The sequence below is a fragment of the Streptomyces sp. ISL-1 genome (assembly GCF_018614585.1).
In the GTDB taxonomy this organism is placed as follows: Bacteria; Actinomycetota; Actinomycetes; order Streptomycetales; family Streptomycetaceae; genus Streptomyces; species Streptomyces maoxianensis.
In genome coordinates this window covers 45,374-67,155 of sequence record NZ_JAGGOI010000005.1, presented here as the reverse complement: position 1 = coordinate 67,155, position 21,782 = coordinate 45,374, and the positions used below count along the sequence as shown (strand labels likewise).

The window sequence follows — 21,782 nt, the reverse complement described above, 5'->3', positions numbered from 1 at the left end:
ATCGCGAGATGCTCACAGCTCTTCCGGCCGCCCTCGGCCATTCCTCCCGCACGGCCGGCTCCTGGTGGCGCGATGCGGTTATCTACCAGGTGTACGTCCGTAGCTTCCTCGACAGCACCGGGGACGGCATCGGCGACCTGGCCGGCGTACGGGCCGGACTTCCGTACCTCAGGAAGCTCGGTGTCGACGGCATCTGGCTCAGCCCGTTCTATCCGTCGCCGCAGCACGACCACGGTTACGACGTCGCCGACTACCGCGACGTCGACCCTGTCTACGGCGACCTGGCCGAGTTCGACCTGCTGATGGCCGACGCCCGCCGGCTCGGACTCAAGCTGCTGCTCGACATCGTCCCCAACCACTGCTCCAGCGAGCACCCGTGGTTCCGCGAAGCGCTCGCCGCCGACCCCGGCAGCGCCCCCCGCACCCGCTTCCACTTCGCCGACGGCCGCGGCCCGGACGGCGCTGAGCCCCCCAACAACTGGCGGGCGATGTTCGGCGGCCCCGCCTGGAGCCGGATCACCGAATCCGACGGCACCCCCGGTCAGTGGTATCTGCACCTGTTCACCTCGCAGCAGCCCGACCTGAACTGGCGCAACCCCGAGGTCGGCGACAGCTTCGAGCAGGTACTCCGCTTCTGGCTGGACCGGGGCGTCGACGGCTTCCGCATCGATGTCGCCGCCGGTCTCTTCAAGCACCAGGAGCTGCCAGACTCGGCCGACCCCGCCGCCGACGAGCGCGCCCGTGACTCGGTGAACCCGCTGGCCTGGAACCAGCCGGAAGTCCACCAGGTGTGGCGGCGCTGGCGATCGGTGTGCGAGGAGTACGCGGCCAAGGACGGCAACGAGCGGCTGCTCGTCGGCGAGGTCTCCGTACCCACCGCCCGTGAGCACGCCAAGTACGTACGGCCCGACGAACTGCACCAGGCGTTCTTCTTCGACCTGCTCAGCGCTCCCTGGGACGCCGATGCCTTCCGGGCGACCATCACAGAGGCGATACGCGACATCGCAGGGACCGGCTCCACTGTCACCTGGGTGCTCAACAACCACGACCAGGTACGCACGGTCACCCGATACGCGGGCGAACCCGGCGTGGAGGCAAGCGGACTCGGCGCGGCGCGCGCCCGCGCCGCCGCTCTGCTGATGCTGGCACTGCCCGGCGCCGCGTACGTCTACCAGGGCGAGGAGCTCGGCCTCCCCGAAGTCCTCGATCTGCCGGACGAGGTGCTCACCGACCCGATCTTCCATCGCACCGGCAGCCGCGCGCGCATCCGGGACGGCTGCCGGGTGCCGCTGCCCTGGTCGGGCCACGCCTCACCGTTCGGCTTCAGCCAGGGCGCGGCCGGCGCGCGGCCCTGGCTGCCACAGCCCGATTGGTTCGCCGAACACGCCACCGACCGGGCGCTGGCCGACACCCGCTCCTTCTGGCACCTCTACCGCGATGGACTCCAACTGCGGCGCAGCCTGCCGCAGTTGGGCGAGGGCAGCCTGCGCTGGCTGGAGACGCCCCCGCAGGTCCTGGCTATGACCCGCGGCGACGGGCTGATCTGCGCGGTCAACTTCGGCACCGAGCCCGTGCCCGCGCCGGTCACGGGCACTCCGCTCCTCTCCAGCGGCCCCTGCCCCGACGGCGTGCTCCCCGGAGCGACCGCCGCGTGGTGGACGGGCGACTGCCCCACCCCCTGAACCACCAAGCATTCCCACCCTCTCGGAAGGACTGTCACCATGCGACGACTCACCACGACCCGGCGGACCACGGCGGCCGCATCGACGGTGCTCGCCCTCGCCCTCAGCGCGACGGCCTGCGGCGGCTCACCCGGCCCGGCGAGCGGCCAGGAACTCAGCGGCCAGACCGTGACCGTGGCCGGAGTCTGGACCGGCAGCGAGCAGAAGAACTTCCGCAAGGTGCTGGACGCCTTCACCAAGGAGACCGGCGCCAAGACGGTCTTCGTGCCCACCGGTGACAACGTCTCCACCTTCGTCGGCAGCAAGATCGAGGGCGGCAACGCACCGGACGTGGCGATGGTGCCTCAGGTCGGCGTACTGCAGCAGTTCGCCAAGGAGGGCTGGCTCGAGCCCCTGTCGGAGAAGACCGCGAAGACCGCCGGCGCCAACCTCGCCACGGTGTGGAAGAGCTACGGCACCGTCGACAAGACCTACTACGGCCTCTACTTCAAGGCGGCTCACAAGTCGACCGTCTGGTACAGCCCGAGCGCGTTCGAGCAGGCCGGAGTGGCGGAGCCCAAGAGCTACACGGACATGCTGAAGGCGGGCCGCACGCTCGCCGACTCCGGACTCCCCGCCTTCTCCGTCGCCGGCGAGGACGGCTGGACCCTCACCGACTGGTTCGAGAACATCTACCTCTCCCAGGCAGGACCGGAGAAGTACGACCAGCTGGCCGCCCACACCCTGCCCTGGACCGACGCCAGCGTGGTCAAGGCGCTCACCACCCTGGGTGAGGTGTTCAAGGACAAGCAGCTGGTGGCCGGAGGCTCGGCCGGCGCCCTGCGCACCGACTTCCCGGGCTCGATCGAGCAGGTCTTCGGTCCCGAGCCCAAGGCCGGCATGGTCTACGAGGGCGACTTCGTGGGCGGGATGGCCAAGGACGACTTCGGCAAGAAGCTCGGCGAGGACGCCAAGTTCTTCCCGTTCCCCGGCGTCGACAGCGGCAAGGCGCCGGTGGTCAGCGGCGGCGACGCGGCCGTGGTGCTCAAGGACGGCAAGAACAAAAAGGCGGCGCAGCGGCTGCTGGAGTTCATGGCCACCCCCGAAGCGGCTTCGGTGTGGGCCGGCGCCGGAGGCTTCCTCTCCCCCAACAAGGACGTGGACCTCGCCTCGTACGCCGATGACACCACCCGCTCCACGGCCAAGTCGCTGGTGGATGCCGGTGACTCGGTGCGCTTCGACATGTCCGACCAGGCCCCGGCCGCGTTCGGCGGAACCAAGGGCGCGGGCGAGTGGAAGCTCCTCCAGGACTTCCTGCGCGACCCGTCGGACCCGAAGGCCACCGCGGCCAAGCTCGAAGCCGCGGCCGCCAAGGCTTACAAGAGCTGAGGCCTCGCACCATGGCTGCACTCACCACATCCACCGCCGCCGCGAATCCGCGGCGGCGGGCCATGCGCCAAAGGCGGAACATCGCCGTGGTGTTCGTCCTGCCCGCGCTGCTCCTGCTCGGTGCCCTGGTCGTCTACCCGGTTCTGTTCTCCGCCGGTCGCAGTCTCTTCGACGCGAGCGGTGACCGCTTCGTCGGCGGCGACAACTACTCCGAGATATTCAGCGATCCCGCGACGCTCAAGGCGATCCGCAACAGCACCATCTGGGTTGTCGTCGCTCCGGTACTGCTGACCGGTCTCGGCCTGGTGCTCGCCGTACTCACCGAGAAGGTGCGCTGGGCAACTGCCTTCAAGCTGGTCCTCTTCCTGCCCATGGCGGTGTCGTTCCTGGCCGCCGGCATCATCTTCCGGCTCGCGTACGAGGAGGACCCGAACCGGGGTGTACTCAACGCCGTGGCCGTCGGGGTCCACGACGCCTTCGACGACCGCTCCGCGTACCCCACCGCCAGAGCCCGTCAGGGCCAGGGACTGACCGGGGATCCGGGCGGTGCGTACCGTACGGCCGACGCGGTCAGCCCCGGAAAGTCCGTCAGCCTCGGCTTCGTCGGAGTGGCACCGGACAAAATGCCGTCCGGTGCCCGGCCCGCACATGCCGCGTCCCTGGCCGCGCCCGCCGCCGACGAGGTGAAGGGCGTGGTCTACCTGGACTTCACTCCCGGCGGAGGCGGCAAGCCGGGCAAGGTCGACCCGGTCGAGAAGGGTCTGCCGGGGATGTCGGTCGAGGCTGTACGGGACGGAAAGGTGGCCGCGAAAGCCACCACCGCCGCGGACGGCTCGTTCAACTTCCCCGGCCTGGACGCCGGTTCGTACACCGTCCGGCTGCCGGCGGAGAACTTCGCAGCCCCCTATCAGGGCATTTCCTGGCTCGGTCCCGCTCTGGTCACCCCCGCGATCATCGGTGCCTATCTGTGGATCTGGACCGGCTTCTCGATGGTGCTGATCGCCGCTGGACTCGCGGCCATCCCCCGGGACGCTCTGGAGGCGGCCCGGATGGACGGCGCCAACGAGTGGCAGATCTTCCGGAAGATCACGGTGCCGCTGCTCGCCCCGGTGTTGACGGTGGTCTTCGTGACCCTGGTGATCAATGTGATGAAGGTCTTCGACCTCGTGTGGATCATCGCGCCCGGGCCGGTCCAGGAAGAGGCCAACGTCCTGGCGACCCGGATGTGGCTGGTGTCCTTCGGCGGCGGCAACAACCAGGGCCTCGGCAGCGCCCTCAGCGTGCTTCTCCTGCTCCTGGTCGTACCCGCCATGATCTTCAACGTCCGGCGCTTCCGAAGGAGCGGAGCATGAGCGGTCACAGCACCATGGAGCGCAATCCGTCCCAGCCGGTCGCCAAGACCTCCCTCAACGCCCCTGTGCGGCCACGCCGGCCGCGCCCGCGCCCCCTGGGCGTGCTCACCAAGTGGCTGAGCAACGGACTGGTCCAGGCCGTCCTGCTCGTCGTCGCACTCGTCTGGATCACGCCGCTGGCCGGGCTGTTCCTGTCCTCGATGCGCTCCGAGCAGGACAACGCTGCCGAGGGCTGGTGGACGGCGCTCACCGATCCCGGGCAACTGTCGCTGGACAACTACACCGCTCTGTTCCAGGACTCCGGTATCACGCAGGCCTTCTGGAACACCGTGCTGATCTCGGTGCCCACCACCGCCCTGGTCGTCGGCATCGCGGCGCTCGCCGGATACGCCTTCGCCTGGCTGGAGTTCCCCGGCCGCAACACGATCTTCCTGGTGGTCGTGGGTCTCCTCGTGGTGCCCGTCCAGATCGGGCTGCTGCCCGTGGCCAAACTGTTCGGCGCCGTAGGGCTGTTCGGCACGATCCCGGGCGTGATCCTCTTCCATGTCGCCTATGGACTGCCCTTCGCGATCTTCCTCCTCCGTAACTATTTCGCCGAGATCCCGCGCGAAATGCTGGAGGCCGCCCGGATGGACGGCGGCGGAGAGTGGCGGATCTTCTACCAGCTGATCCTGCCACTGGGACGGCCCGCCCTGGCCAGCCTGGCGATCTTCCAGTTCCTCTGGGTCTGGAACGACATGCTGGTCGCGCTGCTCTTCGCCGACAGCGAGTCCCAGCCGCTCACCGTCGCCCTCCAGTCCGAGATGCGGCAGTTCGGCAGCAACATCGGAGTACTGGCACCGGGTGCCTTCCTCTCCCTGGTGGTGCCGCTGATCGTCTTCTTCGCCTTCCAACGGCACTTTGTCCAGGGGGTGATGGCGGGCTCGGTCAAATAGCCGCCGCATCGTCGCGGCCGAGGCCGCAACCGAGGCCGCGACTGCGCGACCGCGACCGCGACCGGCACCATCGCCGACGACAAGCACATGATCGCCCGGACCGTTGTGCGGTCCGGGCCTTCATCGCTGCGGGTGCGAACTGCTGAGGGCGCGAGATTCAGCTCCCTCGCCGAGAATGGGAGTGTGGCCCCCGAACCGGCAGTCGCCGAGATCCCGCGGCACGTCGCCGCACGGGCGAATTCACCATCCGAACACGGCCCCATCACCTGGATGACGGCCTGGCGCCGCCCTTTCGCCGGATGCTCCCTGACGGACCATCGGCATGTCCCCGACATTAAGGAAGCGCCAGTGAGACTGCACCGCTCTCCCCGACCGGCGGCAGCCGCCGCTCTCGGCGCCGCGCTCGTCGCACTCCTCACCCCGGCCCCCGCGCAGGCCCGCTCCTCCGCTCCGCCCACGGTGACCCCCACCGCGGAGACCCCGGCCCTCTACGACGACGCGGCGGGCGGCAACGCCAACGCCGACGACCCCGCGATCTGGCGTAACGCCGCCGATCCGGCACGCAGCCTGGTCGTCGCCACGGCGAAGGAAGGCGGCCTGCGGGTCTACGACCTCGATGCCAGGCCGGTCCAGTCGATTCCCGCGCCCGCGCCGCCCGGCCAGGGGGACGCGCCGGGCCGGTTCAACAACGTCGACCTCGTCCCCGGACTGCGCACGCCGGACGGCCGCGCGGATTTCGCGGTGGTGAGCGACCGGGGCAATGACCGGCTGCGCGTCTACCGCATCGACCCGTCGCGACCGGGACGCCCGCTGACCGATGTCACGGGTCCGGCGGCCGCGCCCGTGTTCTCCACGAGTCAGTCCGAGATCAACGAGCAGCGGACCGCGTATGGCCTGGCCACCTGGACGGACAAGAGCAGTGGGCGTTCGTACGCGCTCGTCAGCCGGCGCAACAGGACGGCAGTCGCGCTCCTGGAGCTGAAGCCGACGGCGGCAGGCACGGTCGGTTACCGCAAGGTTCGCACGATCGAACTGCCGTCGTCCTTCCGCCTTCCCAACGGCGCGAGCTGGAGCCCGTGCGCCGAACCCGACGAACTGCCGCAGGTCGAGGGCATGGTCGTCGACCCGGCCAACGGGGTGCTCTACGCCGGCCAGGAGGACATCGGCATCTGGCGGATGCGTGCCGACCTCACCGGCAAGCCCGTACTGATCCACAAGGTCAAGGAATACGGCATCCCCGGCGTCTACGACGAACAGACCGAGGAGTGCACCCTGGGCGCCGATCCCGGCTACGGCGGCAAGCGACTGTCGGCCGACGTCGAGGGCCTGACGCTGTTCCAGGAGCCCGACGGCGACGGCTATCTGATGGCCTCCAGCCAGGGCGACGACACGTTCGCGCTGTACGACCGGGAGATCTCCGAGCACAACGAGTATGAGGGCGGCTTCCGGGTCGGCCCCGCCTCGGGCACGCTCGACGGCAGCGAGGAGTGCGACGGCGCGGCTGTGCTCAACCAGCCGCTCGGCGCTCGCTATCCCCGCGGCCTCCTCGTTGTCCAGGACGGGCACGAGACGCCCGCGGTGCCGGACGGCCAGGGCGGCGACAGGGAGGCGACCGGCTTCAAGTTCGTCGACCTCGGCAAGGTGGTCGACGCCGCCGACATGTGACGCAGAGGACCTGAGGTGACGGCCCGCGGCAGCCCGGCAGATGCCGGCTGCCGCGGGCCGGAGCCTCTGCCGGGCACGACCGCGGGTGCCTCTGCTTGTCGTTTGCTGTCGTTTACTTGTCGCTTACTTGTCGTTGTCCGCGAGGGCGGCGAGGTAGCGCTCGGCGTCCAGAGCCGAGGCACAGCCCGAGCCTCCGGCAGTGACGGCCTGACGGTAGGTGTGGTCCACGACGTCGCCCGCGGCGAAGACGCCGGGGATGCTCGTACGGGTGGAGGGCGAGGCGACTTTGACGTAGCCGTCCTCTTCCAACTCCAGCTGACCCTGGACCAGTTCGGTGCGCGGGTCGTGGCCGATGGCCACGAACAGGCCGGTGGCGGGGAGTTCGGACGTCTCGCCGGTCCTGGTGCTGCGCAGGGTGAGGCCGGCCAGCTTGCCGTCCCTCTCATGGAGTTCGACGACTTCGCTGTTCCAGACGAACGAGATCTTCGGGTCTGCGAAGGCACGCTCCTGCATGGCTTTGGAGGCTCGCAGCGTGTCGCGTCGGTGGACGACGGTGACGGAGCGCGCGAACCGGGAGAGGAACGTCGCCTCCTCCATCGCCGTGTCGCCGCCGCCGACGACCACGATGTCGTGGTCGCGGAAGAAGAATCCGTCGCAGGTCGCGCAGTACGAGACACCGCGGCCGGAGAGCGCGTCCTCGCCCGCCAGGTTCAGCTTGCGGTGCTGTGAGCCGGTCGCGACGATCACGGCCTTGGTGCGGTGGACCGTGCCGGCGGTGTCGGTGACGGTCTTGATGTCGCCGGTGAGGTCGAGGATGACGACGTCGTCGGGGATCAGTTCGGCGCCGAACCGGGCGGCCTGGGCGCGCATGTTGTCCATGAGGTCCGGGCCCATGATGCCGTCGCGGAAACCGGGGAAGTTCTCCACCTCGGTCGTCTGGGCCAGCGCTCCGCCCGCGGTCACCGAACCCTCGAACACCAGCGGCTCGAGGGAGGCGCGGGCGGCGTAGAGGGCGGCGGCGTAGCCGGCCGGCCCGGAACCAACGACGATGACGTTGCGGATCTCGTTCGGGCTGGTCAGGATCTCGTTCTCGCTGGTCACTTCGCGGCCTCCGGCGCGGCCTCGGCGATGAGGCCCTCGACGAGAGTCCTGATCTCGCCCCGGATGGTCCGTACGGCCTCGACGCCCTGGCCCGCCGGGTCTTTAAGATCCCGGTCGAGGTACTTCCTGCCGGGGAAGACCGGGCGCACATCGCCGCAGACCTCGATCAGCTCGCCCGCGAGGTGGGTGAGGAATCCGGCGGCCGTCTGCGAACGTCCGGCGTTGTGGACACGGACGAACAGCACGGAGGCGAGCGGGCTGGAGACCATCGGATTCCTTTGCCGAGTATGCGGAGTGGTCCGACGCGGGTGCGCGGCCCTTCCACTCAGTCCGGACTGGTATCAGTTCCAGTTGATGTAAGGATATCGGCCCATGATGGCGTCAGTCGACGCTGACCCGATCCGAGCGGATGCCTCGATCGCCGCCAGGCTCTCCACGCTCGACGGTCCGGTTTTTCGAGCCCGGCAAGCGCGGCGGGGCACTTCGGCGGCACACTGCTGCCATGGCTGCGAGTCGATCCCTTGATGTGCTGGTGGTGGGCGCGGGGCCCACCGGGTTGGCCCTCGCGGCGCAGTTGCATGCGTACGGGGCTCGGTTCCGGATCATCGACCGGCACCTCGACCGGGCCCGGGAATCACGGGCGCTTGCCATCCAGCCCCGAACCCTGGAAGCCCTCTCCCCGTTCGGCGTGACGGACGAATTGGTCGCGCGCGGGAACCCGGCCGTGCAGCTGCGGATGCACCTTCCGGGTCGTACCGTGCGGCTGCCGCTGTTCGACATCGGCGTCGCCGACACCCCGTACCCCTACCTGCTCTTCCTGTCCCAGGCCGAGACGGAGAGCGTGCTCGACAGCCATCTCGCCACGGTCGGCACGACTGTCGAACGGGGCACCGAGCTGCTGGATCTGACGGCCGAAAACGTTTTTTCGGCATGCCGGTTGAGGCATCAGGACGGCAGCGAGGAGGAGGTGACCGCCCGCTATGTCGTCGGCTGCGACGGGGCGCGCAGCACGGTCCGCGAGCAGGCCGGTATCGGCTTCGAGGGCTACGCCTACCCGCAGACGTTCGCGCTCGCGGACCTGGAAGTGGACGGTCTGGAAAAGGGCGCTGCCCACGTGTACATGACCGACGCCGGGGTGCTGTTCTTCTTCCCGCTGGTCTCACCGGCGAGCTGGCGGATGCTCGCGATGCGCCCGCCGGGTGACACCGACGCCGAAAGTCCGCCGGCGCTCGGGCAGCTGCAGGCGATCGTCGACCGCTATGTCAGCGACCCGCTGCGCCTGCGGGACCCCGAATGGATGACCGACTTCAAGCTCTACAACCGCGGCGCCAAGAACTACCGCGCCGGACGCGCCTTCCTCGCCGGCGACGCCGCCCACATCCACAGCCCCGCCGGGGCCCAGGGCATGAACACCGGTATCCAGGATTCGCTCAATCTGGGCTGGAAGCTCGCCCTCGTCTGCCGCGGCGACGCCCCGGACGCCCTGCTGGACACCTACGAGAGCGAACGCGCCCCGGTCGGCCGCAACGTGCTGCGCTTCACCGACCGCGCGTTCACCATCGCCACCGGCCGCAATCCACTGCTCAAGCTGGCCCGCGCCCGCGTCGCACCCCGTCTCGCACCGCTGATCCTGCGCCTTCCCTTCCTCCGCGCCGCGGCCTTCCGTACGGTCTCGCAGCTGGCCATCCACTACCGGCGCAGCCTCGCCACGACCGAGGGCGGGCGTCCGCCCGGGCACGGTCCGCGGGCAGGTGACCGGCTGCCGGACTCCCCCGGCGGCCTGCACGCGATGACGGCCGCTCCCGGCTACCACCTGCTCCTGTGCGGGCGCCGCGAAGTGTGGGACACGGAACGGATCGCGGCGACCACCGGCGGTCGCGACGACCTGCTCCATGTCCACACGCTCGGCACGAGCGGCCCTTGGCGGGGCATCACCCACTGCCTGATCCGGCCGGACGGCTATATCGGATACCGGGCCGGGGGCACGGACCTGACCGGTCTCCTCAGTTACCTCGACCGGTGGCTGCCGCCGGCTGATCAGGCGGCGGACAGCAACTGAATCAGCGGATCTCGCTTTCGGCGAATTCGCGGAAGCCGCGGGCCGGGCGGCCGGTGATGCGTTCGGCGTGGCGCTGGCCGTGGTCCCGGACACCGGCTCACTCCGCGGCGACCTGCGCGCGAGCCTTGACGCGCTGATGGAGTGGCTGACACACCCCCGGTTCTCCCGGATTCTGCCCGACCTCGTGGCCGAGACGGCCCGCGACCCGGAGCTGGGCGAGTTCAGCAAAGCCATGATCGGCGCGCCGAGGCGCGAGGTTGCGATGGAGATGTTCCAGCGGGCGATCGAGCGCGGCGAGCTGCCTGCGGATACCGATCTGGAGCTTGCGCTGGACCTGCTCGCCGCGCCGGTCTATTGGCGGCTCATCGTTCGCGCCGAGGCGGCGGGACCGGACTAACTCGACAAACTTGCCCATACCCGGGCGATTGCCGCCTAGCGAGGAGCTCCCCCGGCCCCGGTGGCCACCGCCCCGCAGATCCCCTTGCTCCACGCACTGCTCGCCGCTCTACGCATCGCTCACCGGCCACTCCAACGAGGACAGCAGGGTGGGGCCAAGCCGGGTCAAAGGCGTCTGCGATGCTGGGCGCCGTGTCGCTCACACCGCTCGCCCCGGAACCGATAACGGCCGACCCGCCCAGCACCACAGCGAATCCGCTGCTCACCCAGTCGTGGCTCGACCTGGCGTTCCTGCACTGGGCCGTCGACCCGGCGGACGTGGCTCCCCTCCTGCCGGCCGGAACCGTCCCCGACACCCTGGACGGGGTCACCTATGTCGGCCTCGTAGCCTTCCGTATGCACCGTGTCGGCTGGTTTCGCCTCCCCGGCGTCCCCTATCTGGGAACCTTCCCCGAGACCAATGTCCGCCTCTACTCGGTCGACGCCCACGGGCGGCGCGGCGTCGTCTTCCGCTCGCTCGACGCCTCACGCCTCATACCGGTAGCGGTTGCCCGAACGGCGTTCCGGTTGCCGTACCTGTGGTCCCGGATGACGGTCCGCCACCGCGACGACACCATCACCTACACAAGCGCCAGGCGCTGGCCGGGGCCGAGCGGCGCGCACAGCCGGATCACCGTACGCATCAGGGAAAGCGTCGAGGATCCCACCGCCCTGGAGCACTTCCTGACCGCCCGCTGGGGCATGCACAACACCTTCCTCGGACGGCAGATGTACCTGCCGAACACCCACCCACGCTGGCCCCTGCACCGAGCTGACCTGGTCGAGTGCGACGAGAACCTCATCGTGGCCGCGGGACTCCCCAAGCCGGTCGGCGATCCGGTGAGCGTGCTGTACTCGCCAGGCGTCCCCGTACGCTTCGGACGCCCGGCCCGCCCCGGCGGCATCCCGACGCCCTGACGGCGTGCCTTGTCCGTGGTCACGCCCGCCTTCGGTGTGCCGGCGGCTCGGCGACGGGGCAGCGCCCCAGCACGGGTCAGAGGCTCTTCATCACCCGTCCGCTTCGGCACACAGATCTCGTTCGCTTTCCTGGCGGGGCGTACCTAGCATGCGCACTCATGACCAGCCCCACCGAAAGCATCCGCCCGTTCCGCATCGACATTCCCCAAGGCGACCTGGACGACTTGCAGGAGCGTCTGGACCGGACCCGATGGCCGGACGAACTGCCCAAGGTCGGCTGGGCCTACGGCATCCCGCGTGACTACCTCAAGGAGCTGGCGCGGTACTGGCGGCACGAGTACGACTGGCGCGCCGCGGAAGCCCGGCTGAACGAGTGGCCGCAGTTCACCACCACCATCGACGGGGCACACGTCCATTTCGCCCACATCCGGTCTCCGGAACCGGACGCGACGCCGCTGATCATGACGCACGGCTGGCCCGGCTCGATCGTCGAGTTCGCCGACATCGCCGGTCCGCTGTCAGACCCGCGAGCCCACGGGGGCGATCCGTCCGACGCGTTCCACCTGGTGCTGCCGAGCATCCCGGGATTCGGGCTGTCCGGGCCGACGCGGCAGACGGGCTGGGAGTTCCGCAGGGTCGCCGCCGCATTCGCGGAGCTGATGCGGCGTCTGGGCTACCGTCGGTACGGCACTCAGGGCGGCGACTGGGGCTCGGCCGTTTCCCGCGAGCTCGGCCGCACCTGCCCCGACCAGGTCATCGGCGTACACCTGAACCTGTTGCCGGGCTCAGCCGCGGCCGAGGAGCCGGACGCCGACGAGCTGGCCGCGCTCAGCCAGGCGGAGCGTGAGCGCACACTGGCCTCGTGGGAACGGAGCCGGCAGTGGCGCCGCGACAGCCAGGGTTACGCCGACATCCAGTCCACCCGGCCACAGACGCTGGCGTACGGGCTGACCGACTCACCGGTCGGCCAACTGGCCTGGATCGCCGAGAAGTTCAAGGAGTGGACCGATTCACCGGACCGCCCTGAGGACGCAGTCGACCGCGACCAGCTGCTCACCAACGTGATGCTGTACTGGCTTACCGGCACTGCCGGTTCGTCCGCCCGCATCTACTACGAGAGGGCGCACGCCGACTACTGGGGCGCGCCGCCCGAGCCGTCGACCGCGCCGACCGCGCTGGCCGTCTTCCCGCACGAGAACTTCATTCCGCTGCGGCACATCGCGGAGCAGACGAACTCGATCGTGCGCTGGACGGAGTTCGACCGGGGTGGGCACTTCCCCGCGATGGAGGAGCCGGACCTGCTGGTCGACGACGTACGGTCGTTCTTCCGTGCCCTTCGCGCTACCGGCCACGGCTGACGCGGCCGTCAGTGCCCGGTCGTCAGCGTACGGAATTGCGTCGCTTGCGGGATACCGCGACGAGGCCCGCGCCCGTGAGCACCGCGGCCACCGCGATACCACCGCCGGCAACAAGTGCCCGGGTCCTGGAGGAGCTCCTATCAGCCAGGTTCGCCTTCGCGGGCGCCTGAGCACCGGTGGCTGCCACGATGAGATCCGTGACGGCGTCGGGGTGGGTGATCATGGCGACGTGGGAGGAGTCGACCCCGACGGTGTGCGAGCGGGCGCGTTCGGCCTCGAACCGCTCCAGGTCGGCGGCGATGGACTTGTCATGGGCGGCGACCAGGGCCCACGACGGAACGGTCCGCCAGGCAGCCGCGGTGGCCCTGTCCATGAACGCGGAGGCATTGATGGGGCGTTGGGCGGCCGGCCCCGCGGCCACCACTGGCGCTGCGTCGGCGGCAGCGGGCCCGGCGGCGGCGAACAGTGTCGCGGTGAGGACCACTGCGACCGCGTACCCGTGACGCGAACGTATCCACGGGCCGAGGACGGACGACAAAGGCATGCTGTTCCCATTTCTGGAGGTGGGGCGGCTGGGACCTCAGCATTTCCGAGCGGCGCCGAGACGGCGCGACCCGCGAAGCATGCGGGTGAAGACTGCCGACCATCCGAGTGACGACGGCTCCTCCAGTGCTGCGGAGCCGGCGTCCAGGCATTACGGCCCTACGGCGTCCTCCACGGCACCCTCCCGGGGAGGTACCGTCGCGCCCCCAACGACCGGGAGGGTCGCCGGGCCGGCGCAGCACGGACGCTGCGACTGCAGCCGGGGGACGCACGGCGCAAGAACGGGAACGTCCGGACCCGGGACCGGCTGCTGCTGAGCGCCCACGGCGGTCACGACGTCGCGGCATGGCGTGACGCGGAGAGCTGGAACAACGACCGCGGGCGCGCGACGCGGGGCCTGGAACACCCGCGGATCTTCGTCGGTACGGCAGCCACTCGATGTACAACAACCAGGGCGGCACTACCCAAGTCCGGGCCGATCAGCGCGGCGAACTCGTGGGGGTCGTGAAGGACGGTCCACTGCAGCAGAACTTCGAGGCGGGTGCTGCCGCTTGGGAGAACGCTCAGCGCAATCCCGGCAAGGTGGCGAGGGAATCCTGCTCTCACTGACCCGGCAACGGGCCACGGTCGGTCGGCGGGCGGGGTCGTGCTGCTCAACCACCACCATGGGAGCCCGGCCCGCCGACCGCGCCGGCCGCCACGGTCTACAACCGCAGCAGCCGTTCCGTCACCTCGCGATACGCGCGCAGGGCGACCCGCAGCTCCTCCGTGTCCGCCTCCGCCGAGCTGTCCTTACCCGCGCCCTGCCATTCGGCGCGCAGGGAGTGACGCTGCTCGGTGAGGGCGGCCGTGATCTGCTTGGCGGTCTCGTCCAGTACCGCCGCCGCCTCCGCGACCGCGTGCTGCGGCCCGTCGACGAAGCCGGTGAGGGACTGCTGCAGGCGCAGGGCCAGCTGCTCGCGCTCGTCCGTCGGGATGAGGTGCACCGCCAGGGGCTGCTCCTGCGGCCGCGAGGGCTCGGAGCGCTCGGAGCGCTCGGAGTGCTCGGAGTGCTCGGAGTGCTCGGAGTGCTCGGAGTGCTCGGAGCGCTCGGGCGAGTCGGTCCGCTCCACTTCGTACACCATCAGGCGCCACTCCCCTTCGGCTTCAGCAGATGTCCGCGCCGAACGCGTCCCGGCGCACCGGCACGCGGCCCGCGGGTGTCCTCGGGACGGGCGCTGACCAGAGCGACGAACAGCGCACGGCCCTCGACCATCGCCTCGCGCAACTCCTCAGTGCTCGCTTCCCCGTGCGCCGCGCGGTGGACCCGGCGATAGCCGTCGACCTGTCCCGCGTGGTGCACGGACAGAGCGGCGAGCTGCTCCTCGTGCTGTGCGGCCTCGGGGAAGCCCCGCTCCGCCGCGAGCCGCGCCAGGAGTTGGTCCGCCGCGGCGACCGCTCCCTCCGGGGAGTCGACGAACTGCTCCTGGAGGCCGGCCCATTGGGCGACGTACCACTCACGATTCTCGTTCGTCAGCGGCCGCGCCTTGAGATCGCCGTGGCGCTTGACGTGCTCCGTCAGTTCGCGTTCCGCGGCCTTGTTGTCGCCGTCGTGGCGGGCGACGGCCCGGTCGTACTCGGGCCCGAACCGCCGCTTGAGACCCAGCCGGCCGCCGCCCGCGCCCGGTGAGAGGTAGAAGACCGCGGCGGCGGCGATCGCGAGCACCGCCACCAGAGCGACGATGATCAGTACTGTGTACATGGCTGCCTTCCCGGTTCATGATGGGCATTCCTCCCGACGGGTTGCCCGCAAGCCGTCGGCCAAACGGACCGCGGCCCCCGGGGCCGGTCCCGCAGTGACCTACGGTGACTTCAACGCACGTACAGGCAGGGGTACCTCATGGCCGCGGACGACGACGGTGTCGTGCTGTACTGGCGTCCCCTGTGCCCGTACTGCATGAAGCTGCGACTGCGTCTGCTCTTCACGCGCCTGCGCTACACCAGCGTCAACATCTGGAAGGACCGTGAGGCCGCGGCCTTCGTCCGGTCGGTCGCGGACGGGAACGAGACGGTGCCGACCGTCACCGTGGCCGGGCGCGCCATGGTCAACCCGTCGAAGCGCCGGCTCTTCGGCGAGATCCGGACATACGCCCCTCACCTGCTGCCCCGGGCGGGCGGGACCGACCGGTCCTCGTAACTCCGGGCGGATGCCTGCCGCGTTCTCACCAGGGCTGGTATGCGCACCCCGTGCCGGGCGGCGGTCACGGTGACAGAGTCCGCGCCCTCGTCGGCCGCCGTCCCCGCGCGACGTGTCGGCACCGCCGTCCACCGCAGCGGTGAAGGCCTGCCTCGGCCGTGACAGCGGTCAGCCTCTCTTGAGCGACCACGACCCGCCGTTCCACTTCCTGGCGGCACCATCCGGCGTGTCCTCGTCGACATCAGCGGGCAACTCCGGGCCGACCTGTAGAAGGAGGCCACGGGCGCGTTCATGCGGGACCAGTGGGGCTGCCCCGGGGCCGGCAAGAGTCGACAATCGGCCGGGAGTGTCCGGCGGGTGGATCCGGAGGGCCGGAACATGAGCAGTGGCGCCTGGACCGGTGTGGCGGTTGCGGGCGTCACTGCCGCGTACGCAATGTTCTCGCGTCGGCTGGCCTCGACGCCCCTCTCGTCGGCCATCGTGTTCGTCGGCACCGGGGTCCTCCTCGGGCCGGCCGTGCTCGACCTCGTCGACATGCAACACGACGCCGCACCGATCATCGCCCTCCTCGAAGCCACCCTGGCGCTCGTCCTGTTCACCGATGCCATGACGGTACGCAGGCGGGACCTGCAGATCGGCGGCTTTCTGCCCGGCCGCCTGCTGGGCATCGGACTGCCGCTGAGTATCGGGGCGGGCTGGCTGCTTGCCTGGCCGTTGCTGCCGGGGCTGACAGTCTGGGAGCTCGCACTCGTCGGCGCCATCCTCGCCCCCACCGACGCAGCCCTCGGAAAGACCGCCGTCTCCAATCCCCGGGTCCCGCCACTCGTACGTCACGGACTCAATGTCGAAAGCGGCCTGAACGACGGCATGGTGCTGCCCTTCTTCATCCTGTTCCTGGCAGCCATCCCAGGTACGCACTATGCGGAAGAAGGCGTGGCGGGTGTCTTCTGGCGCGCGCTTGTGCTGAGCACCGCGCTGGGTCTGCTGGTCGGTGGCCTCGGCGGTCGGCTGCTGCAGTGGTCCCGGGCCAGGGGGTGGGTCACGCGGGAGTGGCGGCAGGTCTACCTGCTGGCCGTCGCGGCGGCGGCGTACGAGCTTGCGATCGCTGCGGACGGCAGCGGATTCATCGCCGCCTGGGTTGCCGGATTCGCTTTTGGGTTCGCCCTGCGTCGCCTCCGGATCGGTGGCGAGGAGAAAGGCCCGGACCGCACGGCCGACTTCGCCGAGAATCTCGGAGGACTCCTGGCGTCGATCAGCCTTTTGGTCTTCGGGGCGGTACTGCTCGGCCCTGCGCTGGGGCACCTGAGCTGGCGGATCATCGTGTACGCGGTGCTCAGCCTCACCGTCGTCCGAATGGTGCCGGTGACTGTCGCGCTTGCCGGGAGCAGGCTGCGGCCCTCCACGGTGGCGTACATCGGGTGGTTCGGGCCACGCGGTCTCGCGTCCCTCGTGCTGGGTCTGCTCGTGGTGGAGGAGAACGTCCCCGGGGTGGAGCTGCTGGGCAGGGTGGTCGCGATCACCGTCGGCCTCAGTGTCCTCCTGCACGGCGTCTCGGCCGTAGCGCTCGCCGAGCGGTACGGACGCTGGCACGAGAAGGCCGCGGCCACCACCCCTGAACTGCGCGAGGGCACACCCGTACCCGAGACCCCCGCGCGCCGCAGGCTCGGCGCCCTGAACGAGCCCGATACGTGATGCCGCCCCAGGCCGGCCGCAGCACCGGGTCGTCGCGCAACTGGCCCGCGTGGCGCCCCATCGCGCGGGCCACAGACTCGCCGGGCAGGCATCCCCGTTGCGCTGAGTGCGGCCTACCCGCCGGGCAGCGGCCGGTCGACCGGGCGCAGGATGCCGAGCAGCAACTGCACGAGCTCGTCCACGACCTGATGCAGCGTCGCGTCCACCCAGCCGGCTCTCCAGTCGTGCAGGAGACCGTTCACGCTTCCGATGAAGGCGGCCGCGGCGACGCGATAGTCACGAGGCGCCGCCTCACCCCGCTCGACCGCCGCTGCCGCCTCGGCGCAAATGAGGTCCACCCACCGGGAGCGCCGCGCCAGGCGCTGCTCCTCCATTCGCGGACTGACACCGATGATCTCGACGAAAGCGATACGGATACGACGGGGGTCGCCGGTGACGTCGGCGGCGTATGCACGGAAGGTCGCCGTGGCGCGTTCCGCGATCGGCAGACCGTCGGCATCTGCGAGCGCGGTCAGGGCGGCTTCCTCCGCCCAGTCGTTGACCTGCAGGTGCAGGGCGGCCAGTACATCCTCGAGGGTGCGGAACTCCTCGTAGAACTGACGGGTGGACAGCCCGGCGGCCTCGCTCAGCGCCGCCACTGTCGTGGCGCGGTAACCGGGGCTGTCGCCGAAGAGTTGCAGCCCGGCGTCGAGAAACCGCTGACGCCGGTCGGCCTGCCGTTCCTCCGCGGACCTGCCCCCGTAGCGGCCGGTCGGTTGCCTGAGCCTGCCTGCCACTGCCCCTCCCTGCCTCGTCGGTCCCGGCATTTTCTCGTGTCGTGAGCCTTGTGGAGTGTCCCGCCTCTCGTTACTTTCCAGTAGCCCAATCTGAACGCACCCGTATTCAGATTGGGTCTGCGGCCCCTTCGTCCGACGGCAGAGGCCCAACTCGCCGCACCGTTCCACCACTTCCGCACCAACCCGGCACCCCGTACAGCGCCAAGAGCTGCGACTCCCCCACGGAAGGAACGACGATGTCCTTGCCCACAAGCCGGCGTTCACGGCGGATCGTGTCAGTGCGTGTCCCCCGGCCCCGCCCGTCCCTGCGCGCGCTCAGCGCTCTCGCCGCGGCCTTCGCCTTGGCAAGCGCCAGTTCCGCGACCGCTGCCGCCCCGAGTGACGGCACGTCGGGACTCAAGGAGGTGATGTTCGTGGGCAACAACTGGGACGGCACCGCCGACGTCATCGCGTCCAGAGGCGACTTCGCCAAGATCGGCCGCATCAACGTCATTCCGGACAAGGACCAGCGCCTCAGGGAGATATACCTCAACCCGGTCAAGCTCATCTACTTCCTCGGCATCCGCAACGGCCCCGGCGAGGGACACGACCAGTTCGTCGACGACATGTACTCCACGCCCGACGGCTCGGCCATGGTCGCCTCCCGCCCGAGCTTCGCCGACGTGGTGTCGATCGACCTCGCCACGGGCCGGATCAACTGGCGCTTCCCCGTGTCCGGTTACCGCTCCGACCACATGGCGGTCTCCCCCGACGGCACACGCGTGGCCGTCTCGGCATCGACGTCCAACACCGTGCATGTTCTCGACATCAGGACCGGCAAGCAGGTCGGGATGTTCAAGACCGGGGACAAACCGCACGAGAACGTTTTCACCGACGGCGGTAAGCACCTCTGGAACATGTCGATAGGCGAGGTCAACACGGCGCTGGACGACCCGGCGTGGGACTGGACGAAGGGCGACCGCCGTATCACCGTTGTCGACGCCACCACCTTCAAGGAGGTCAGGGTCATCGACATGCGCGGACGCCTCGACGCCTTCGGCCGCAAGGACCTGTCCGACGCGGTCCGGCCAGTCGCCTTCACACCGGACGAGTCGAAGCTGTACTTCCAGGTCTCCTTCTTCAACGGCATCGTCGAGTACGACGTCGCCTCCGACCGGATCACCAGCGTCAAGACGCTGCCGAAGAATCCCGGGACCAGCGAGGACCGCACGACCTGGGTCAACGACTCCCGCCACCACGGCATGTCCATGAACCCGGCGGGCGACAAGCTGTGCGTCGCCGGGACGATGGACGACTACGCGACGATCGTCGACCGGGCAACGCTCCAGGAGGGACCGCTGGTGACGGCATCGAAGCCGTACTGGGCGACCGTGAGCGGCGACGGCACGTCCTGCGTCATCTCGGAGAGCGGCGCGGACCGCGTCACCGCGATCGACTTCGCCACCGGCAAGAGGGTCGCGTCCGTGACGGTGGGCGACCACCCGCAGCGAGTACGCATCGCCCATGTGGCGGCCGACTGGACGGGCCCCGGAGCGGGCTGATCACCCGTCTGTGTCGCTACCGGGGAACGGGACAGCCGCTCGACGACTCCCTCCCATCGCCTCCATCAGCCGGGCACGCTGCGCCGCGCTCAGCGGGACAGCAGCGTGCCGGGCCGGATCGTCGCCGCGCTGGTTCACAGCCGCGTGTATCGGCCCGGCAGCGCTCGGTGAGGCGGATCATTCGGACCCTCTCGTCCGACGGATCGGACTCCGCCACCACCACCTGGCCGTCCCTCTCCAGTAACCGGAGCAGCCGACTCGGATAACCGGAATCCAGGCCGAGGCGGAGGCGCCGAGACCCGGTCCTCGGCGCCGTCGCTGCCGATCTCCCACAGCACACGGGACGCACCGAGCGGTCGGCCCCGGGCGAGGTACGCGTCGCAGAGCGCGCCGATCCGCTGGGTCACGGTGCGGTTGAACGACCGGACCTGCTGGGTCGCCGGCCGTGGCCTATGGGGCCCGCTACGCCGTGGGCGTACACCCTTCCGTCCATCGTCACCGATCCCTAACGTTAATTACATGATTACAAAGGAGCAGGAGCAGGCACTGCGCGGCTGGTTCGCCGGGCGGCTGCCTGAAGGACTCTTCAGTGAGCTCGTGGATGTGACCGTGGACCGTGAGGAGATCACCGTCATCGGCCGGATCCCGGAGCCTGACCTCGGCGATGACGCGACCGAGGCGGAACGCGAGGCGTCCCTGGAGGGACGTATATCGGAGTTCCGGGAACGTACCCGCGACGAGCGCATCGAGGTGGCGCGCGATGCCGAGCGGCGATTTCGGCGCAAGGTCTCGTGGGGCGTGGAGTGCGGTGGCAAGCGGGCCATGTACACCACCGTCTCCGCGCCTGTGATGACGCGTCTGCGTCAGCCCGAGCGCCAGGTGCTCGACACCCTGATCGCCGGCGGCGTCGCCCGAAGCCGCAGCGAAGCACTGGCGTGGTGCGTCCGCCTGGTACAGCGCAATGCGGACACCTGGCTGAGCGACCTGCGTGACTCCCTCCAGCATGTGCAGGAGGTGCGCGCGCAGGGGCCTGACACCGAGTAGGGCACATCCGGAACAGGCAGGCCACCGACTGGGCTTGTCTCCAACCTGCCTACCACGTAAGGAATCTGAACATGTGACAGTTATGCCCATCGCGGCAGGAAAAACGCGGTGCGCTGTGACGGCCGCTGAAGTAGCGTCGGCAGCCATGACGCCTCCCCGCATTCGCCCTCCATACGTCGCCGACGAACGGACGCAGCTTGTCGGCTGGCTCGACATGCAACGCGCGATCATCCGATGGAAGTGCGAAGGGCTGTCCGACGCGGATGCCCACCGGTCCGTCCTTCCGGCCTCGCCCAGGATGACGATGGCGGGTGTCGTCTCCCATATGCGATGGGTCGAGAACTGCTGGTTCGAGGTCCTCTTCCTGGGCCGACCGGCCAAGGGGCCCCAATTCGAGGACGGGCCCGAGGACGCCGACATGATGGTCGAAGGCATCCCCCTCGCGCGGCTCCTGGAGGAGTACGACCGGCAGTGCGCGGTGTCGAACGAGATCATCGCGGCCCATTCCCTGGACGAGGCGGGCCGGCACCCCGACTTCGATTCCGCCGCCGCGAGCCTGCGGTGGATGTTGATCCACATGGTCGAGGAGACCGCCCGGCACGCGGGTCACATGGACACCATCCGGGAGCTTCTCGACGGTGAAACCGGCTACTACTGAGCCTTTTTCGGCCCGAGAGTCATGGCGTGTGATGCGGCGTCAGGGCGGCTTGGGCGCGGAGGCCGCACGACGGGGGTGCGGGGTCGGTCACTGGACTCGGCGAGCCGGCCGGCCGCCTCTGACCGTAGCTCCCGGGCGGACCCCCGCAGCGCAACAACCGGGCGCGCAACCGCCATTGTCAGTGCCGCGCGAGATGCTTGACGGTCCGACACCTTCCAAAGGAGGCAACCGAGATGACCGATCCTGAGCTCGCCGCGGCGCAGGCGTACGTACGGCTGCTGGAGACCACCCGGGCTGTCCTCGCCAACGCGCGACAGGCCCCGCTCACCCTCCCGCTGCTGACTGTCCCGATCGCCGAGGCCGACGAGGCGTTGCGCGCCGTCGGGCTGGCCGGGAACGAGGCCACCTTCTTCCGTCTGGTCGCCCGGCTTCGGACCGTCCTGCCCGAGGACAGAGGGCACGACAGCCGGGCCGCTTGA

The 21,782-nt window shown here is 69.7% G+C and carries 21 protein-coding genes; 15 read left to right on the top strand and 6 right to left on the bottom strand.

Translation table 11 applies throughout. The annotated features are described in order from the left end of the window. The first annotated feature begins 8 nt into the window (after positions 1-8). The 5 genes from J7E87_RS04025 (at position 9) to J7E87_RS04005 (ending at position 7,002) form a co-directional block, all read left to right on the top strand. Positions 9-1,682, top strand: coding sequence for a glycoside hydrolase family 13 protein (locus tag J7E87_RS04025; RefSeq protein WP_215089915.1), 1,674 nt, complete (start codon positions 9-11; stop codon positions 1,680-1,682). Between the two features lie 39 nt (positions 1,683-1,721). Next, a complete protein-coding gene (locus J7E87_RS04020; protein WP_215089913.1) occupies positions 1,722-3,050 on the top strand; it encodes an ABC transporter substrate-binding protein in 1,329 nt (442 codons plus the stop codon). A gap of 11 nt (positions 3,051-3,061) precedes the next feature. Beyond that, positions 3,062-4,402, top strand: coding sequence for a carbohydrate ABC transporter permease (locus tag J7E87_RS04015; RefSeq protein WP_251016931.1), 1,341 nt, complete (start codon positions 3,062-3,064; stop codon positions 4,400-4,402). Beyond that, complete coding sequence (locus J7E87_RS04010) at positions 4,399-5,337, top strand: carbohydrate ABC transporter permease (protein WP_374195136.1); 939 nt, start codon at positions 4,399-4,401, stop codon at positions 5,335-5,337. The genes J7E87_RS04015 and J7E87_RS04010 overlap by 4 nt, the downstream gene beginning before the upstream one ends. Positions 5,338-5,685: 348 nt before the next feature. Beyond that, a complete protein-coding gene (locus tag J7E87_RS04005) occupies positions 5,686-7,002 on the top strand; it encodes a phytase (RefSeq protein WP_308312844.1) in 1,317 nt (438 codons plus the stop codon). A gap of 123 nt (positions 7,003-7,125) precedes the next feature. Here the strand turns inward: J7E87_RS04005 and trxB are convergent, their stop codons facing one another. Beyond that, positions 7,126-8,082 (bottom strand): thioredoxin-disulfide reductase, encoded by a 957-nt coding sequence (gene trxB, locus J7E87_RS04000; protein WP_215090021.1) that lies wholly within the window; start codon positions 8,080-8,082, stop codon positions 7,126-7,128. A gap of 17 nt (positions 8,083-8,099) precedes the next feature. Further along, positions 8,100-8,372, bottom strand: a complete 273-nt coding sequence (locus tag J7E87_RS03995; RefSeq protein WP_215089911.1) for a hypothetical protein — start codon at positions 8,370-8,372, stop codon at positions 8,100-8,102. A 233-nt stretch (positions 8,373-8,605) separates the two neighbouring features. On the opposite strand from J7E87_RS03995, the gene J7E87_RS03990 reads away from it, so the two are divergent. From J7E87_RS03990 to J7E87_RS03975, 4 genes are all read left to right on the top strand, one after another. After that, entirely contained in the window at positions 8,606-10,162 is a 1,557-nt protein-coding gene (locus tag J7E87_RS03990; RefSeq protein WP_215089909.1) for an FAD-dependent monooxygenase, read from the top strand. Between the two features lie 67 nt (positions 10,163-10,229). After that, positions 10,230-10,559: a TetR-like C-terminal domain-containing protein gene (locus J7E87_RS03985; RefSeq protein WP_308312843.1), complete on the top strand. Its 330-nt coding sequence runs from the start codon at positions 10,230-10,232 to the stop codon at positions 10,557-10,559. 179 nt (positions 10,560-10,738) lie between these two features. Continuing rightward, positions 10,739-11,515: a DUF2071 domain-containing protein gene (locus J7E87_RS03980; RefSeq protein ID WP_215089907.1), complete on the top strand. Its 777-nt coding sequence runs from the start codon at positions 10,739-10,741 to the stop codon at positions 11,513-11,515. Between the two features lie 158 nt (positions 11,516-11,673). Then, positions 11,674-12,873 (top strand): epoxide hydrolase family protein, encoded by a 1,200-nt coding sequence (locus tag J7E87_RS03975; protein ID WP_215089905.1) that lies wholly within the window; start codon positions 11,674-11,676, stop codon positions 12,871-12,873. Positions 12,874-12,895: 22 nt separating this feature from the next. On the opposite strand, the gene J7E87_RS03970 is transcribed toward J7E87_RS03975, so the two are convergent. From J7E87_RS03970 to J7E87_RS03960, 3 genes are all read right to left on the bottom strand, one after another. Then, positions 12,896-13,417: a hypothetical protein gene (locus tag J7E87_RS03970; RefSeq protein WP_215089903.1), complete on the bottom strand. Its 522-nt coding sequence runs from the start codon at positions 13,415-13,417 to the stop codon at positions 12,896-12,898. Positions 13,418-14,120: 703 nt separating this feature from the next. Then, a complete protein-coding gene (locus tag J7E87_RS03965) occupies positions 14,121-14,540 on the bottom strand; it encodes a hypothetical protein (protein ID WP_215089901.1) in 420 nt (139 codons plus the stop codon). Continuing rightward, positions 14,540-15,157: a hypothetical protein gene (locus J7E87_RS03960; protein WP_215089899.1), complete on the bottom strand. Its 618-nt coding sequence runs from the start codon at positions 15,155-15,157 to the stop codon at positions 14,540-14,542. Before J7E87_RS03960 ends, J7E87_RS03965 begins: the two co-directional genes overlap by 1 nt. 138 nt (positions 15,158-15,295) lie before the next feature. Here J7E87_RS03960 and J7E87_RS03955 point away from each other — a divergent pair, with 138 nt between their 5' ends. Beyond that, positions 15,296-15,592, top strand: a complete 297-nt coding sequence (locus J7E87_RS03955) for a glutaredoxin domain-containing protein (protein WP_215089897.1) — start codon at positions 15,296-15,298, stop codon at positions 15,590-15,592. A 378-nt stretch (positions 15,593-15,970) separates the two neighbouring features. Further along, positions 15,971-17,284 carry a sodium:proton antiporter gene (locus J7E87_RS03950; RefSeq protein WP_215089895.1) on the top strand — a complete coding sequence of 438 codons (1,314 nt, stop codon included), beginning with the start codon at positions 15,971-15,973 and terminating at the stop codon, positions 17,282-17,284. A gap of 113 nt (positions 17,285-17,397) precedes the next feature. Here J7E87_RS03950 and J7E87_RS03945 read toward each other — a convergent pair whose 3' ends face one another. After that, positions 17,398-18,060 carry a TetR/AcrR family transcriptional regulator gene (locus tag J7E87_RS03945; RefSeq protein ID WP_215089893.1) on the bottom strand — a complete coding sequence of 221 codons (663 nt, stop codon included), beginning with the start codon at positions 18,058-18,060 and terminating at the stop codon, positions 17,398-17,400. A 236-nt stretch (positions 18,061-18,296) separates the two neighbouring features. Between J7E87_RS03945 and J7E87_RS03940 the strand changes: the two genes are divergently transcribed. From J7E87_RS03940 to J7E87_RS03925, 4 genes are all read left to right on the top strand, one after another. Beyond that, positions 18,297-19,601 carry a YncE family protein gene (locus J7E87_RS03940; RefSeq protein ID WP_251016929.1) on the top strand — a complete coding sequence of 435 codons (1,305 nt, stop codon included), beginning with the start codon at positions 18,297-18,299 and terminating at the stop codon, positions 19,599-19,601. 519 nt (positions 19,602-20,120) lie between these two features. Then, a complete protein-coding gene (locus J7E87_RS03935) occupies positions 20,121-20,645 on the top strand; it encodes a hypothetical protein (protein ID WP_215089891.1) in 525 nt (174 codons plus the stop codon). Between the two features lie 145 nt (positions 20,646-20,790). Continuing rightward, positions 20,791-21,303 (top strand): DinB family protein, encoded by a 513-nt coding sequence (locus J7E87_RS03930; RefSeq protein WP_215089889.1) that lies wholly within the window; start codon positions 20,791-20,793, stop codon positions 21,301-21,303. A 233-nt stretch (positions 21,304-21,536) separates the two neighbouring features. Continuing rightward, positions 21,537-21,782, top strand: coding sequence for a hypothetical protein (locus tag J7E87_RS03925; RefSeq protein ID WP_215089887.1), 246 nt, complete (start codon positions 21,537-21,539; stop codon positions 21,780-21,782).